The following is a 15,110-nucleotide window of genomic DNA, read 5'->3' as shown; positions in this document are numbered from 1 at the left end:
GAAAAACGAGGTTTGTTATTTGAGACATAATAAACCTCGTTTTTAAAAAATAAATTGGCCTAAAAGTTAGTAAGTTAAAGTGATACTTTGTTGTGTTGCTTGATCGATTTCCTTTTGACTCACCGCATCATCTTTACATTTATAACTTTCAAATAAAGGAAGCTGATCTGCAAAATGAGCATTAGTTTTTCCATTTTGATTGATAAAGCCACTTTGACCCGGCGCTAAAATAGAACACATGCTGATCTGATTGGGATTTAACACCACTCTAAATGTAGCACTTCCAGTATTGCCATAAGTACTGAGCTGTTGTTCATGCGATGCATCCGCCCATGGAATACCGACCGAATTTTTGCTGGAAAAGCCCATGGTTGCCACTGGAATTTTCCAATCATTCGGGTCAGTAGAGTGATACTGTTTTGAAAGTTCAGCCAACGCATTTTCTAAAGCTTTTAAAACAACCTCATCTGCTGTTTGTCCTTTTAAGAAATCAACATTCTGAGGAACGCTTGCCTGTTTTCCTTGCAATGCATTCCAGATTAATTTTGAGGCGCTGGCTGGCTGGGCACTACGTGGATCATTATTGACGGGATAAAGCGTATCGGTATAACGCTGATAAATACTTTCGGATAAGTTCGGTTTTAATACCAAGATAATCATCTGATTCAGCCATGCACGCATAATCGCTGGCGCTGCACTTTGATAATATTTCCCTTCACGATCTGGGCGTAATTTTAGATCCCATTCTGCCAATAGCAGTGCGACTTTTTTAGCCTGAGCAGAAGCTTTGTCACTTTGTGCGGCCTTGATCATAGAGGGAATAAAATAGCGCGCATTTAGATCCGACCAAGCACCTGTTTTATTGATGTCCCAAATCTCTTGCTGGCTTAACTTTGGTTTGCTTTCCAATGGTTCGATCAGTTCATTGACACGATCAACATATGAGAAATTCGAAGAGTCAGAACGTAAACCTGCATATGCTTTATTATTCCAACTACTGATATAACCTTTCTCAGGATTATATTGTTTTGGATTATGTGAGAAATCGTAGAAACCTTGCCATTCCATTGATCCATCACCTAAGGCTGGAAGCTGAATGTGCTGATTTTCAGGGCGGATCGGTAAACGGCCTAAAGCAGCTACCCCGATATTGTCTTTAGTATCGGCATAGAACCAAGTTATAGAGGCAGCGACATGTTTGGCTTGGGCAAGAAACTCATCCCAGTTGCTGGCCTTGGCTGCATTGGCCCAGCCTAACAAGGTTTCAATTTCTACACCTTCCCAGCTACGTTTTTGTGCATAGGCGGTGTGATTTTTTTCATCCCATGTGCTGACAAAACCTTGTTTGCTCTTATAAACATCTAAAATATGGTCGGCCTGATTCTTAACTTTTATTTTTACTTGCTTGTGCTCAAATGGAATATACGCGCCTTTGTATAAATATTCTTTTGAATTGCTTGGATTTAGAGTGAGTTGGTAAACATCGTTAGTATCGAGTGAGCCTACCGTAGAACCCCATGCGATTTTGCCATTGGTGCCAAATAAAATTGCAGGTAAACCGACAGGGGTAATACCTGTTAGGTCATAGCCAGCGCCGTGCAGGCCAATGGCATAGGTAATCGCAGGGGTATACCAGCCTTGTTGGGGACCATTATATAAAACAGTCTGGCCCTCAATGGTCTTATCTCCCTTTACCACCCAGGCATTGCTGGCTGTTGGAACACCATCAATCACGCTTTTACCCAGCGCAATACGTACTTGTGCCAAATATTTTTCTGCTGCCTGATTGGAGATAGGCAAAACCTTTTTCGGGATAGTTTGCTGTCGTGCTGAAAATTGTGGGGCTTGTTCAGACTGAATAATTGTTGGTGCTTTTGGATCATCTAGCCAGCGTAATTGTTGATAGACTTTAAGACCCTCAGCTTGACCTTTTTCTTTTTGTAGTTGGGTGAGCAAGTCTAAGTTTGAAACTTCTGAACTTGCTGAAAAGAAGCGATTGAGAATAAGACCGACCCAAACCATTGCGATGTCTTCTGTTTCCCAGCTTGAGGGTTTAAAGCCATAATCAACAAATTCTTTTGGCATGAGTGCTGGATTGGCTAAAACTTCTTTGACGCGTTTATTGAAACCTGCTGCATAACCCTCAAAAATTGCACGGTCTTCAGGGGAGAGTCGCGCAATTTGTTGTCTGATATTTTCAGGGTTAAAGCGACTATGCGTTGCAATATCATATTGCACATAATCGGGACCCAATACTTCAGCGACCGTGCCTAAACCTGTACGTTTTGACATTTCCATCTGAAATAAACGATCTGTTGCGACGGCATAGCCATAACCGTAAAAAAGGCCAAAAGTATCCTTGGCATAAATATGTGGTGTTCCATAGTGATCACGCTTAATTGTGATTTGTTTTTGTGCCGAGATAGAGTCGGCCTGTGTTGAGGAGTGACAGCCGATCACAAACAATAAACAACTAAACATGCCAGACTTGAGTAACAGTCGAGTAGGGAAAGGTGGGTAGTTCGAACTTTGATTTTTCAATTGAAATATCCTTGTTTCATTATTTTTGAAAGAGCGTACTTTTTAAAAGCCTGCTGAATAAAGAATCAGTAAATATTGTGCTGATTCTTTATTTAAAATTATTGTTATTTATCTCTGTAATTTTCCACTATTTGCTGGGTATATCTTTATACCTTTTAAATGAGTGAATTGGTTCTAATAGGTTTAATCCTTGAAAAAGAACAATACATTTTTGAAGGTGAAAGTGGTGAAGATCTTTTTCGTTGAGCAATAAAAAAGGGATAACAATTATCCCTTTTATCAACCATCAAATCACTATAAAAAATTTTCAAGCGCTACATTAAATGCCTCGGGACATTCAATATTTGAAATATGTGAGGCATTGATTTCGACCAGTTTCGATTGTGGTATCTGCTGTTGCATAAATTGACCGTCTGCCACTGTAGTGACAGGGTCTTGCATCCCTGTAATCACCAAAATTGGAATGTGGATGTCTTTGAGTTGATCACGGACATCCGCTTTAGCCAAAGCCTCACAACAATTGGCATAACCATTTGCGCTGCCAGCACTTAAGTCGTTACACAGATTATTGACGATTGCAGGATGACTTTGGATAAAGGGATCTGTAAACCAGCGTGAAGCTGCTGTGGTAGCGATTGGAACTAAACCTTGCTTTCGAACCAGTTGGGCACGATCCAGCCAAGCTTGTTCCTGTCCAATCTTCGCAGCGGTATTACTCACAACCACACGCTGAAAACGCTCTGGATAATGGATCGCCAGCCATTGACCTGTTATTCCACCCATGGAAATACCACAGAAATTGGCTTTTTCAATCTTTAAATGATCGAGTAGGTGAATGACATCTTCACCGAGTTGTTGCAGCGTATATGGGCCTGTTGGTGTTGAAGATGAACCATGACCGCGTGTGTCATAACAAATCACATAAAAGTGTTCTTTAAAATAATTGAACTGCTTTTGCCACATACCATAGTTAGTGCCCAAAGAGTTGGAAAACAGCAGTGCAGGGGAGCTGGGATCGCCAAAAGTTTGATAGTTGATCTGTGCATCGGCGGATTGAAAAACTGACATTCACTCTTCCTTAATTTTGTTCGATACGTTGAATAATCAAGGCAATCCCTTGACCAACACCGATACACATTGAACACAAGGCATACTGGCCTTTGATCTGTTCAAGTTGATTCAATGCGGTGGTGACTAGACGCGCACCCGAGGCACCTAAAGGATGACCCAAAGCAATCGCACCCCCATTTGGGTTGATACGTGCATCGTCATCACTCAAACCTAAATCACGAGTCACGGCTAAAGCTTGTGCGGCAAAGGCTTCATTCAACTCAATCACATCCATCTGCACTAAAGAAAGATTGGCTTGTTTCAGTAATTTTTTGATTGCAGGTGCAGGTGCAAAGCCCATAATCCGTGGTTCAACCCCAACTGTGGTTGCCGCAATAATTTTTGCACGTGGTTTGAGCTGATATTTTTCAACCGCTTCGTCTGAAGCAATCAGCAACGCTGCTGCGCCATCATTAATTCCAGAGGCATTACCCGCCGTGACCGTCCCCTCGGCTTTAACCACACCTTTGAGTTTGGTTAATGCTTCTAAGGTGGTTGATGCACGTGGATGCTCATCAGTATCCACCACAACTGCATCACCTTTACGCTGTGGAATCGTCACAGGGATGATTTCACGAGCAAAGAAACCTTTGGCTTGTGCAGTTGCAGTACGTTGTTGGCTGTTAAGCGCAAACTGATCTTGATCAGCACGATTAATATTGAATTGTTCCGCCACGTTTTCTGCGGTTTGCGGCATGCTATCTACGCCATACAGTTCTTTCAGTTTTGGATTGATAAAACGCCAGCCCATGGTGGTGTCTTCAATCTTTTGACTACGACCAAAAGCAATGTCGGATTTGCCCATCACATAAGGGGCACGGCTCATACTCTCGACACCGCCTGCAATAATCAAATCAGCTTCATTGGCTTTAATGGCACGAGCAGCCATGGCAATGGCATCTAGGGATGAGCCACATAAACGGTTCACCGTGGTGGCAGGCACTTGATAAGGTAAGCCTGCCAATAAGGCTGACATGCGTCCGACATTGCGATTGTCTTCACCCGCCTGATTGGCACAGCCATAGATCACATCATCGACTTGCTGCCAGCCGATACTTGGATTACGTTGCATCAAGGCTTGAATCGGAATGGCTCCCAAGTCATCGGCACGTACAGGTGCAAGACCGCCTGCATAACGACCGAATGGAGTGCGGATGGCATCGATGATATAAGCGTTTTTCATTTTAAATATTTTCCTTCAATCCATGTCTGGCTCAGTTGGATTCAATTTCACTCTAAGTATTTCGCGGCGGCGGCATGGATGCCGCCTGTTGGGCTGTGGTATATGGATATACCATCAGTCCAACAAAGGATTTTTGTTACTTTTTATCCTTAAAAAGTAAGGCAATGCCTATACAAAAAAGCCTCTGCTGTAACCGGTAATTAGTGGCTGTGTAAACATTATCCTTGCGTCGCGTCAATCAATTGAGCACCCGTCAACGCCTGCAACTCCTCAAAGCTCAAACCATCCACTTTCTCAATCACTTTTAAGCCGTCCGTGGTCACATCAATCACACACAGGTCGGTATAAATACGATCGACACATTTCAAGCCTGTGGCTGGATATGAAAGCGTTTCAACAATCTTGGGTTCACCTTGCTTGGTGTTGTGATCGGTGGTGATAAATACTTTCTTGGCACCAACAGCGAGGTCCATGGCACCACCCACCGCAGGAATCGCATCTGCCGCACCGGTATGCCAGTTGGCTAAATCACCATTGGCTGCCACTTGGAAAGCACCCAGTACCGCGATATCCAAATGTCCACCACGCATCATGGCAAAGGAATCACCATGATGGAAAAAACTGCCGCCTGTGAGCATGGTCACATATTCTTTACCTGCATTGATCAGTTCTGGATCTTCTTCACCTTTGGCAGGTGGCGGGCCAAAAGCCAGCAAGCCATTTTCCGAATGCAGAAATACATCTTTGTCCGCAGGAAGATAATTGGAAATTTTGGTTGGCAGGCCTATGCCGAGATTGACATAAGCACCATCGGGAATGTCTTGCGCCACACGTTCAGCAATCTGGTCACGGCTTAATTTTTGATAGCTCATTGTTCTGCTCCTGTGCCATTAACTGCATCAACAGCGACCACATGCTGTACAAAAATCCCAGGGGTAATGATATGTTCAGGATCTAGCTGACCGAGTTCGACCAGTTCTGAGACTTGGGCAATAGTGATATCTGCTGCCATCGCCATGATTGGGCCAAAGTTACGTGCAGATTTGTTATAAACCACATTGCCCCAACGATCACCTTTGTGTGCTTTGATTAAGGCAAAGTCGGCTTTGATTGGATATTCAAGTACATAGTCTTTGCCATCGATATGACGGGTTTCTTTGCCCTCTGCCAGTAAGGTACCGAAGCCAGTTGGGGTAAAAACTGCACCGAGGCCCATGCCCGCAGCTTGAATACGGCACGCCAGATTGCCTTGTGGCACCAATTCCAGTTCAATCTTGCCCGCACGGTACAGTTCATCGAATACCCATGAATCCGATTGACGGGGGAAGGAACAGATGATTTTACGTACCGCACCTGTTTTGAGTAGTTTGGCCAAACCATAATCGCCATTGCCTGCATTATTATTGACAATGACAAGGTCTTTAATCCCAAGTTCGATCAATCCGTCAATCAGTTCAGCGGGTTGTCCTGCGGTGCCAAAGCCACCAATCATGATGGTTGCACCATCCTTGATCTGTGACAGTGCCTCAGTCAATGTGAGGGTACTTTTATCAATCATAAGGCCAACCTTTTATCCATGTTTTCAAATTTCTATACATACGAATTGCTGTATAAACGGGTATGCATAGAAATTTAAAAACTGTGAGCTAAGGTCTAGCTCACAGTAAATTTGTGGTGTTAAGCACCGACACGACGACGGTCAACTTCGGTAGTTGGCGCACCTGTTTTTTCTGCCACCAATTCAACATTAAAGGTAATGTGTTTGAATGGCTTATTCACACCACGACGAGCAAGTTCAGCTTCATCAGTCACATCCACAGCAGTTGCGACCAAGCCTTCACGTGTTGCAAATGCAAAGTCATCCCATAGGTATTGATCACCTTCGATATTGAACTGCGTGGTTAATTTACGATAGCCTGGTGCAGACACAAAATAGTGCACATGAGAAGGGCGGTTACCGTGACGGCCAAGCAAGTTCAGTACTGCTTGTGTGGTCCCTTCTGGTGGGCAGCCATAACCGACAGGCATAGTGGTTTGTGCCACATAGTGACCGTTGGTATCAGATAAAATGGTACGGCGTAAGTTAAAGTCAGATTGCGACTTATCAAAGAATGAATAGTTACCTAGGCTGTTGGCATGCCAAACTTCGACTTTAGCGCCTTCGATAATATGACCTTCAGGATCAGTGACAGTGCCTTCGATGAATAAGGTATCGACTTTGTCTGATTCAGAACCGTCATCCATACGGGCAAAACCAACAGATTCAGGCGCCCCAGCCACATACAGTGGGCCTTCGATGGTACGTGGAGTTCCACCCGTAATGCCTGCTTTGGCATCTGCTTCATCAGCACGTAAATCTAGATAATGCTCAAGACCTAAACCTGCCGCCAATAGGCCAAGTTCATTGGCTTGGCCTGCATCGGTAAAGTATTCCAGACCTTTCCATAGCTCACTTTGTGAGATGTCCAAATCTTCAATCGCCTGAAAAAGATCACCGAGCAGACGAACCACGATTTGTTGTACACGTGGATTGACTTCACCTGTTGCGGTATCCACATTCATTTTTTTAACCAGTGCATCGATTTCTTGACGGTTCATACATATTCTCCTGAAGTATGATAATTTTTGGTGGCTCGCGGACTTGCTGTTTTGCTGCTTGCTTGGCTTGCCACATTCCTTGTTCAAATTCTGTTGCGATCCTGATGCCACGATGGGCTTTAGCTATCGTCTTCGCGGATGGCTGATGGGTGACGATTCATCGCCATCACTTCAATATTCATGTAGGGATACAACGGTAGTCCCTGTAAAATATTGTGCAGTTCCTCATTGCTTTCCACATCAAAGATACTGATATTTGAGTATTGTCCAGTGATGCGCCAGATATGACGCCATTTACCTTGACGCTGTAAATCTTGTGAATAGGCCTTTTCAACAGCTTTAATTTGATTGGCTTGTTCAACTGGCATATCGAGCGGGATATTTACATCCATTCGTACATGAAAAAGCATGGCAACTCCTTAAATTATTGACGACGTAAGTTGTCGATTTTGTCTTCATCCAGTTCAATACCGAGACCCGAGCCAGTTGGAATTTTGAGTTCAAAATTGCCATATTGAAGCGGTGTTTTTAAAATTTCTTCCGTGAGTAGTAGCGGACCAAACAGTTCCGTACCAGCGGCTAAATTGCTAAAAGTAGAGAAGGCATGTGCGGAAGCAATGGTGCCAACTGGACCTTCCAACATGGTGCCACCGTAAAGATCAATCCCTGCCAGATTGGCAATTTTCCCGACTTCACAGGCTTCAATCAGACCACCTGATTGTGCAATTTTTACTGCAAACACTGAGGCGGCATTGCTTTTTGCCAGTTGATAAGCACTTTGCGGACCGGTTAAAGATTCATCCGCCATAATGGCAATATCAAATTTACGGGTCAGACGTTGCATGGCATCAATATTATGAATTGCACACGGTTGCTCAATCAGATCAACACCGCCATCCTGAAGCATTTGAATCCCTTTAATCGCATTCAACTCAGACCATGCACGGTTGACATCAACACGAATCGAAACCTCTGCGCCCAAGGCTTGCTTAATTGCCAGTACATGTTCAACATCCTGCTCAACGGGGCGAGAGCCGATCTTGAGCTTGAACACATTGTGGCGTTTTAACGCAACCATTTTTTCTGCTTCAGCAATGTCCTTTTCAGTATTCCCAGAGGCTAGAACCCAAAGTACAGGAACGCTATCACGTAGGCGCCCACCTAACACTTCACTGAGTGGTAGACCTAAACGTTGTGCCTGAATATCCAGTAACGCCGTTTGAATAGCACATTTAGCAAAGCGGTTCCCATTGATACTGTGTTGAATGGCCTGTAGGGTCTGAGCCACATTAAAACTGTCCAAGCTTTTTAACAATGGCGAAAAGTAGTGCTCAATATTGGTTTTGACACTTTCAGGACTTTCATCTCCATAACCCAAGCCACCAATAGTCGTTGCTTCACCCCAACCAATCAAACCATCTGCTGTTGTCACTTTAATGAGGACTAAGGTTTGGGTTTGCATGGTTGCAACCGCCATCTTATGTGGGCGGATGGTTGGAATCTCGACAAGTAGGGTTTCTATGGATTTATACATCTTTGGTATTTCTTTCGTCCTAAGCTATTTACATACCCTAAATTAATGTAATATCTATAACTAGGCTGAATTTGGTATTTTTAGATACTTAAAAGGTATATTAAATGGAATTAAGACATCTTCGTTATTTCGTGACGGTGGTCGAGGAACAGAGCATTACCAAAGCCGCAGAAAAGTTATGCATTGCGCAACCACCATTAAGCCGTCAGATCCAAAAATTAGAAGAGGAACTCGGTATCCTGTTATTTGAACGTGGTTCGCGACCTGTAAAAACCACAGAGGCGGGGCAGTTCTTTTATCAACATGCAGTGCAGATTTTGACCCATACTGCTCAAGCGGCTTCCATGGCAAAACGCATTAGCACGGTGAATAAGATTGTGCGTATTGGCTATGTCAGTTCATTACTTTATGCATTGTTACCGCAAGTGATTTATTTATTCCGTCAAAACCATCCTGATATTCAGGTGGAGTTGATTGAACACGGCACCAAGGATCAGATCGAAGCATTAAAGCTGGGTAAAATTGACTTAGGTTTTGGACGTTTAAGAATTAGTGATCCTGCAATTAAACGGATTTTATTGCGCAAAGAAAAACTCAAATTAGCCATTCATAAAAACCATCATTTAACCCGCTTTATCGATCAGGGCATTTATCTGTCTCAGATTATCGATGAACCTATTTTTTCTTATCCCGCCACCCAAAAACCGAATTTTTCCACCTTAATTCAGTCGATTTTTACCGACTTGGGTTTGGTGCCCAAAGATATGGTCGAGGTACGTGAAATTCATATGGCGCTTGGTTTGGTATCATCGGGTGAGGGGATTTGCCTGATTCCAGAAAGTGCCAGTGATATTGGTATGAAGAATCTGGTGTATATCCCAATCTTAGATTTAGAAGCCTATACCCCGATTTCATTGGCAGTGCGCAATATGGATCAGAGTCCGTATCTACCACAGATTTTAGAATGCATTAAGCAAGTATTTGAAGAGGAAGGCATTCCGATCCAGCTAGAGGGTGATTAAGCCACGCTAGGCACCAAGTTTATTTATCAGCGGTCATCATGATCGCTTTTTTAATTGTGGTGAAAATGACCTAAAACTAGACTTAAAAGGTATAACTATATACTTCATTATCTATGGAAAATTACATTAATAATTCAAATAATAAGGTGTGGCCAATATTTACTCAAATATATCTTTCTGAATTTATGTCAGTTTTAAAGGTATCGGCAAGTATGGTCTCAGTTGTGAGGACGGTCTTAACTCTCAGCGTGAATGAATAAGAATTTCAAATACTCAGGAAAGGATTTCCCATGTTAAAACCAGATACGCTGTATAAAGCACAGCGCGTAGCCCTATATACACTCTTTGGCTGTCTAAATATCAATGTGGCTTATGCAGATTTTTTTGAAGACAGCGAAAAAAGCATTTATCTACGTAATTTTTATTTAGAACGCGATTTTGAAAATACCAATAAAGATCTGGGCAGTTGGTCTCAGGCGATGACAGGACGTTTTGAATCTGGCTATACCGATACACCGCTTCAAGTCGGTTTGGATTTGGGGTTTCAATATGCATTGCGTTTAACGGATCGCTATGATGAACGTCTGGATACCGTATTTAAATATGATCAGCACGAAGGTCGGCAGGAGCGTGATTATTTAAAATTAGGCGCAACTTTAAAATTTAAATATCACAATACTGAACTGAAAGTCGGTGAGCTTTTCCCAAAAACACCGGTACTGTTTATTGATGATTCTCGGCAATTGGTCACCACCTATGCGGGTGCAATGCTCGAAAGCAAAGACATTAAAAATTTAAAAGTGTCGGCAGGGCGTTTTACCCATGTGAATGCCCGAGATGATGATGAATATCGAAAATTTACCTTAGGCAACTCGACAGACCCAAACAAAAGAAGTGACGGGCTGAATTTTCTGGGCCTCGATTATAATTTTACCCCTCAGTTAACGGGTTCTTATTGGTTTGGGCAGCTCGAAGATATTTATCAACAACAATATTTGAGTGCGGCCTTTACGGAAACGGTCAACAAAAGCAAGCTTAAAGTGGATGCCCGCTATTTTAATTATAAAGAAGATGGGGATGCCTATTTTGGCGATATTGATGTCCAGTCAATTGGTCTGCAAGCCAGTGTGCAAAATGGACCACATACCATTTTGACGGGTCTGCAAAAGCATATGGGTGAGGACAATATTCCCTTGTTGAACGGTTATGTACCACAAGCCTATTTACAGAGTTGGTCTGCAATTGCTTTCTACAAAGCCAAAGAGTTCACTTGGCATGTTTTATATAGTTATGACTTTAAAGAGCAAGGTATTCCCGGGTTAAAACTGACTTTACGTTATTTAAATGGCAGTGAAATCTATCGGGAAGGCTTTAAGGATAATAAAGAAACTGAGAAGAATGTGATCGTCAATTACACCGTACCAGAAGGTAAATTGAAAGGCTTGGGCTTTGAATGGCGGCATATTCGAGCTGATATTAAATATGGAGCAGGCAATAACCCTGGCACAGATTTTGTCGAAAATCGAATTATGACGACGTATACACATAAGTTTTAATTGTCGATTCAATACAAGAATTGAACAGCCCATCTTATTCAAATTCGTGAAAAAGATGGGCTTATTTTTTTAATCATAATCACTAAAAACTGCAAACACTTGGCTCCACATCTTCCTAAAATTAGGTGCTTTATCCGCTGTTAAGACGAATTGATCACGTTCTCCCATTTCATAAGCTTTTGTTGTTATTGATCACTTTAAAATATGGAGGAATATGGGGCGCTAATGTTATTATTGATAATAATTATCATTATTATTGTCATTTTTGTTTGTTTTGTGTATTATTCACGAAATTTTTAATAATGAATTAAGGTTCTTACGTGTTAGAACAAAATATCTCTCTTAAATCATCTCAATTTATTAGAACAACACTTTGTACTTCGGTTTTATTGGTGTTGTCATCTCCACACGTATTTGCACAGGACAGTGCAGATAAAGCCTCGACGCTGCCGACCATTGCAGTGACGGCAAGCAACGCTGATGTTGCCTATAAATCGGGCAATATGGATATTCCACGTAGTGAAGACGATGTCCAAGCCTACACCATGATCGAGCGGGAAGAGATTGAGCGCTCAGGTACCACCACAGTCACTGAGTTATTATCTAAAGTATTGCCAATGGCAACCTCAACCAATAATTCCAGTTATTTCTCTGGCACATCAAGTCAAATTAATTTACGTGGACTTGGTGCCAGTCAAACTCTAGTGTTGATTAATGGTCGCCGTAGCGCGGGAACAGGTAGCCGTGGTACTTCTGAATCTACCGATCAGCCTAATTTAAATAATATTCCTTTGGCTGCAATTGAACGGATTGAAGTATTACCGACATCAGCTGCTGCGATTTATGGCAGTGGGGCGATTGGTGGTGTCATCAATGTGATTTTGCGTAAAGACTATGTCGGCACCGAAGTGAATGTGCGCTATAGCGATACAGTGGATAATCAACAACCTGCCAAGTCTTTTAATTTGGTTTCAGGCTTTTCTCTGGAAGATGGTCGTACCCATGTGATGTTGACTGCTTCTAAAAAAGATCAAGATAGTTTGCTAGCGAGCGAACGTGACTGGAAAAGTAAGTCACGCCAAAATATTTTAAAAAATAATCCAAATAGTCTTATTGGGGACAAGGTCAACCCGCCTACAGGTAATTTAACCAATATTCGTAGTAAAGATGGTTCTGAATTAGTACCAGGATGGGGCTCATCTATGGCACATCTTCCCAAAGGTTGGAATGGCGATCTGAGCAAACTGGGCCAAGGCTATGCATTGGGTTTGTCAGACGGGGTGAGTGGCTGGTCAGGTAAAGAGGCTTTGCTTTACGATACCAAGACCGAAGCCTTTGGTCTTTCTTTAAATCGTGATTTTACTGATCGTCTGAATGTGTTTCTTGAGGCGGGCTATGAAAAAGAAGAGGGTTGGTCATTTAATACCTCTCCGCACGGTTATAACGTGGTAACAATGAGCAAAGATAGTCCACGTAATCCTTTTGGCAAGGATATTCTGGTGAATTATCCAATGCGTTTGGATAGCCTAGGTGGCTTTGCCAAGGACACCTTTGAAACCACCCAGAAGAAAGTTGCGACGGGCTTTACCTTTGACCTGACACCAGAATGGATACTCTCGGCAGATTATGCATGGAGTAAATCGGATATTCGTCAACGTTATACGCGTCAAGGCAGCAAAAATCCGAAAGCCAGTGCATGGAACAAAGATACTGCCAATAATGCAATTGATTTTTTGCAAGATTTCACCACCACACCAACCGACCTAATTTCAAAATACTGGAACTATCCAAAAAATAATACACAGCAGACCTTAAATGATTTCTCAATTCGAGCCACAGGGCCAATTGCAAAATGGTATGCAGGCGATATTCGATTGGCAACGGGGATTGAGCATCGCCGTTATGAAAGTGAAGGCTTTGCGGATCATCAACATGTCGACAATCCTTGGGTGAAGCCGACTGAACGTAAGAGCAATGCATCCAGTGTTCACACGGAATTTAACATTCCAGTGATTTCACCTGAGCTGAATTTACCTTTCGCCAAATTACTGGATGTGCAATTGGCTGCACGTTATGAGGATTTCAATGTCCAAGCCAAGATACCGCAATATGACAGTAAAATTGATCCTGCTACGGGCTACCGTTCCAAGTTCTTAAATTATAGCGATTCGGGTAAATCAAAATTTGATGCGATCACGCCAACAGTAGGTTTCCGCTTCGCACCGAATGACCAATTGATGTTCCGTGCGTCTTATAGTGAAGGCTTTGTTACACCATCGGTTTCGCAGATCTCTCAAGCGACTTCGACCCAAGTGACGGGAGCGACATTAACTGATCCAGCAACGGGTAAAATCATTAGCACCTATGAAAGCATTTCTGGGGGCAATCCAGATCTGACGCCAGAAAGTTCAAAAAGTATTAATGCTGGGATTGTGTTAACCCCAGAGGCGATTCCTGATCTACGCCTATCGATTGATTATTACAACATCAAAAAAACCAATAATATCAGTTCGATCAGTGCGCAATATATTTTAGACAATCAAAGCAAATATGGTAGCCGCATTCAACGCAATCAAGCTGGCGATGTGGTTTCAATTGATATCACGCCATTCAACGCTTTAAACCTTAAAACCAGTGGGATTGATACCAATTTAAATTATCGCTTTGATAGCGTGATTGGAGAAACCACCTTTAATTTGGGCTATACCCATGTTAATGAATATCGCCAACAACATAATTTGATTGACCCAGAGAAGAATTTTGTCAGTGTGGTGGGTGGCGCGGTCTCCGATGCACCGCTAAAACATCGTGCCAATGCCTCGATTTATCTACAAGCCAATGACAATTGGGGCTTTGGTTGGGCAAGTCAATATTATGGTTCTTATGACATGGTTAATGCGACTGCGATTTTGAATCAAACGGGTCGTGCCGATCAAAAATTAAAAATCGAAGATCAAATCTACCATGACATTTTCGCCAAAGTGAAATTGCCGAGCAGTAAGTTGCTAAAACACAGCTCAAGCGAACTGAGCTTCGGTATTCAAAATTTATTTAACGATTACACGGTCGATATGTCTGGAACTCAGTCTTACCTCAGTAAATACAGTGATGTCCGTGGTCGTCAATATTATCTCAATCTTAAGTTTTCTTTCTAATCTTCCTGAAATGCAGGTGGCGATTATTTTGCATCATCGCCACCTGACTGGGTGTCTTTATGAATATTGAAGCGTCTGTGCCCTTGGCCTCCGCCAAAAGGGTCACAAAAAAGAAGGTTGAACAATCATCATTGATTAAATATCGATTGATGATTTTTTCACGTTTTGTCTTGGCTATTTTTGGTGGTTATTACTTTGCTGCGATTGCTGCAATGTTGATGGGTTTCCTGTTTGCCGCTGAACCTTCCAAAGCCAATGCCGTGTTTGGGGCAACCATGTTGGCTTTTGTGATCCATTGTGCCGTGTTCATTTGGGTATTTTTGGTCAACTCAATCGTGAAAGTCTGGTTGGGCGTTATTGTTCCCAGTGTATTGATGACGTTGATCTATTGGTTTTTAAAAGGGTAAAGTC

The 15,110-nt window shown here is 42.5% G+C and carries 12 protein-coding genes; 4 read left to right on the top strand and 8 right to left on the bottom strand.

From position 1 onward, the window contains the following. Positions 1–66: 66 nt before the first annotated feature. The 8 genes from NDN13_RS08995 to NDN13_RS08960 form a co-directional block, all read right to left on the bottom strand. Positions 67–2,481: a penicillin acylase family protein gene (locus tag NDN13_RS08995; protein ID WP_251118203.1), complete on the bottom strand. Its 2,415-nt coding sequence runs from the start codon at positions 2,479–2,481 to the stop codon at positions 67–69. Between the two features lie 354 nt (positions 2,482–2,835). Next, positions 2,836–3,609, bottom strand: coding sequence for a 3-oxoadipate enol-lactonase (pcaD, locus tag NDN13_RS08990; RefSeq protein WP_251117989.1), 774 nt, complete (start codon positions 3,607–3,609; stop codon positions 2,836–2,838). 10 nt (positions 3,610–3,619) lie between these two features. Further along, the gene (pcaF, locus tag NDN13_RS08985) at positions 3,620–4,834 is read right to left on the bottom strand and encodes a 3-oxoadipyl-CoA thiolase (protein ID WP_251117988.1); all 1,215 of its coding nucleotides are present in this window, start codon (positions 4,832–4,834) and stop codon (positions 3,620–3,622) included. Positions 4,835–5,052: 218 nt separating this feature from the next. Beyond that, entirely contained in the window at positions 5,053–5,706 is a 654-nt protein-coding gene (locus tag NDN13_RS08980) for a 3-oxoacid CoA-transferase subunit B (protein ID WP_251117987.1), read from the bottom strand. After that, complete coding sequence (locus NDN13_RS08975) at positions 5,703–6,392, bottom strand: 3-oxoacid CoA-transferase subunit A (protein ID WP_251117986.1); 690 nt, start codon at positions 6,390–6,392, stop codon at positions 5,703–5,705. Before NDN13_RS08975 ends, NDN13_RS08980 begins: the two co-directional genes overlap by 4 nt. A 119-nt stretch (positions 6,393–6,511) precedes the next feature. Next, on the bottom strand, positions 6,512–7,432 hold the full coding sequence (catA, locus tag NDN13_RS08970; protein ID WP_241304193.1) for a catechol 1,2-dioxygenase: 921 nt from the start codon (positions 7,430–7,432) through the stop codon (positions 6,512–6,514). A 119-nt stretch (positions 7,433–7,551) separates the two neighbouring features. Then, the gene (gene catC, locus NDN13_RS08965; protein ID WP_005190515.1) at positions 7,552–7,842 is read right to left on the bottom strand and encodes a muconolactone Delta-isomerase; all 291 of its coding nucleotides are present in this window, start codon (positions 7,840–7,842) and stop codon (positions 7,552–7,554) included. A 14-nt stretch (positions 7,843–7,856) separates the two neighbouring features. Further along, complete coding sequence (locus NDN13_RS08960; protein WP_251117985.1) at positions 7,857–8,966, bottom strand: muconate/chloromuconate family cycloisomerase; 1,110 nt, start codon at positions 8,964–8,966, stop codon at positions 7,857–7,859. Between the two features lie 104 nt (positions 8,967–9,070). On the opposite strand from NDN13_RS08960, the gene catM reads away from it, so the two are divergent. The 4 genes from catM to NDN13_RS08940 all read left to right on the top strand — a co-directional run bounded on the left by catM (position 9,071) and on the right by NDN13_RS08940 (position 15,106). Continuing rightward, on the top strand, positions 9,071–9,988 hold the full coding sequence (gene catM / locus NDN13_RS08955) for a cis,cis-muconate-binding transcription regulator CatM (RefSeq protein ID WP_004654826.1): 918 nt from the start codon (positions 9,071–9,073) through the stop codon (positions 9,986–9,988). Positions 9,989–10,278: 290 nt separating this feature from the next. Then, the gene (locus tag NDN13_RS08950; protein ID WP_241288592.1) at positions 10,279–11,544 is read left to right on the top strand and encodes an OprD family outer membrane porin; all 1,266 of its coding nucleotides are present in this window, start codon (positions 10,279–10,281) and stop codon (positions 11,542–11,544) included. A gap of 320 nt (positions 11,545–11,864) precedes the next feature. Further along, on the top strand, positions 11,865–14,699 hold the full coding sequence (locus tag NDN13_RS08945) for a TonB-dependent receptor domain-containing protein (RefSeq protein ID WP_251117984.1): 2,835 nt from the start codon (positions 11,865–11,867) through the stop codon (positions 14,697–14,699). A 59-nt stretch (positions 14,700–14,758) separates the two neighbouring features. Then, on the top strand, positions 14,759–15,106 hold the full coding sequence (locus NDN13_RS08940) for an iron transporter (protein ID WP_251117983.1): 348 nt from the start codon (positions 14,759–14,761) through the stop codon (positions 15,104–15,106). Positions 15,107–15,110: the final 4 nt, after the last annotated feature.

It is taken from the genome of Acinetobacter sp. C32I, from assembly GCF_023702715.1.
Classification (GTDB): Bacteria; Pseudomonadota; Gammaproteobacteria; order Pseudomonadales; family Moraxellaceae; genus Acinetobacter.
Note: the sequence above shows the minus strand (reverse complement) of the source record. Positions and strands in the feature narration are given on the sequence as shown.

Coding starts and splice junctions, on each gene's coding strand:
- catC (WP_005190515.1), bottom strand. CDS start 7,842: ATGCTTTTTCATGTACGAATGGATGTAAATATCCCGCTCGATATGCCA.
- pcaF (WP_251117988.1), bottom strand. CDS start 4,834: ATGAAAAACGCTTATATCATCGATGCCATCCGCACTCCATTCGGTCGT.
- NDN13_RS08995 (WP_251118203.1), bottom strand. CDS start 2,481: ATGTTTAGTTGTTTATTGTTTGTGATCGGCTGTCACTCCTCAACACAG.
- NDN13_RS08960 (WP_251117985.1), bottom strand. CDS start 8,966: ATGTATAAATCCATAGAAACCCTACTTGTCGAGATTCCAACCATCCGC.
- NDN13_RS08950 (WP_241288592.1), top strand. CDS start 10,279: ATGTTAAAACCAGATACGCTGTATAAAGCACAGCGCGTAGCCCTATAT.
- catM (WP_004654826.1), top strand. CDS start 9,071: ATGGAATTAAGACATCTTCGTTATTTCGTGACGGTGGTCGAGGAACAG.
- pcaD (WP_251117989.1), bottom strand. CDS start 3,609: ATGTCAGTTTTTCAATCCGCCGATGCACAGATCAACTATCAAACTTTT.
- catA (WP_241304193.1), bottom strand. CDS start 7,432: ATGAACCGTCAAGAAATCGATGCACTGGTTAAAAAAATGAATGTGGAT.
- NDN13_RS08940 (WP_251117983.1), top strand. CDS start 14,759: ATGAATATTGAAGCGTCTGTGCCCTTGGCCTCCGCCAAAAGGGTCACA.
- NDN13_RS08975 (WP_251117986.1), bottom strand. CDS start 6,392: ATGATTGATAAAAGTACCCTCACATTGACTGAGGCACTGTCACAGATC.
- NDN13_RS08980 (WP_251117987.1), bottom strand. CDS start 5,706: ATGAGCTATCAAAAATTAAGCCGTGACCAGATTGCTGAACGTGTGGCG.